The sequence below is a fragment of the Spirochaetota bacterium genome (genome assembly GCA_026414805.1).
Taxonomy (GTDB): Bacteria; Spirochaetota; UBA4802; order UBA4802; family UB4802; genus UBA4802.
This window is the reverse complement of sequence record JAOAIH010000178.1, coordinates 1-521: the sequence shown is the minus strand read 5'-3', so window position 1 is coordinate 521 and position 521 is coordinate 1. Positions and strand designations below refer to the sequence as shown.

At 30.5% G+C, this 521-nt stretch carries 1 protein-coding gene; it reads left to right on the top strand.

Annotated features, from left to right (window positions below; genetic code table 11):
* Window positions 1-115: 115 nt before the first annotated feature.
* Window positions 116-521, top strand: a 406-nt coding sequence (locus tag N3F66_15255; GenBank protein MCX8125503.1) for a DUF3106 domain-containing protein, incomplete at its 3' end; no start/stop codon positions are given.

The following is a 521-nucleotide window of genomic DNA, read 5'->3' as shown; positions in this document are numbered from 1 at the left end:
CTTTAGTGAATGGGAGTAAATAAAATTTTAAAGGAGGTGATAGATAAAAACAACTTTAAATTAAAGTGTGAGTGGAGTATAAAATATATTATTTTTTTTGAAAAGGAGGATTATTATGCGAAAATTTTTAATTTTGCCTTTAATGTTTTTTTGTTTATTATTTGTTGGACAGATATATGCTGATGATATAGAAGATTTAGCACAGGAGACATTAATGGTAGAAGAAAATGCATATGATGTGATGACACCAGAACAACAGGAACAGGTTCAGGAGATGACCAATACAAAATGGCAGAATATGTCTGAAGAGCAGAAGGCAAAGCTTCAAGAAAAAATAAGACAAAAATGGGCAAATATGAATGAAGAACAAAAGAAAAAAGCAATTGAAAAGATGCAAAAGAAATGGGAATCACTTCCTGAAGAAAAAAAGAATCAAATAAGAGAAAAGGCAAGAGAAAAATGGAATGCACTATCTGATGAAGAAAAAGAAGCATGCAAGGATAGATGGAATAACAGATGGA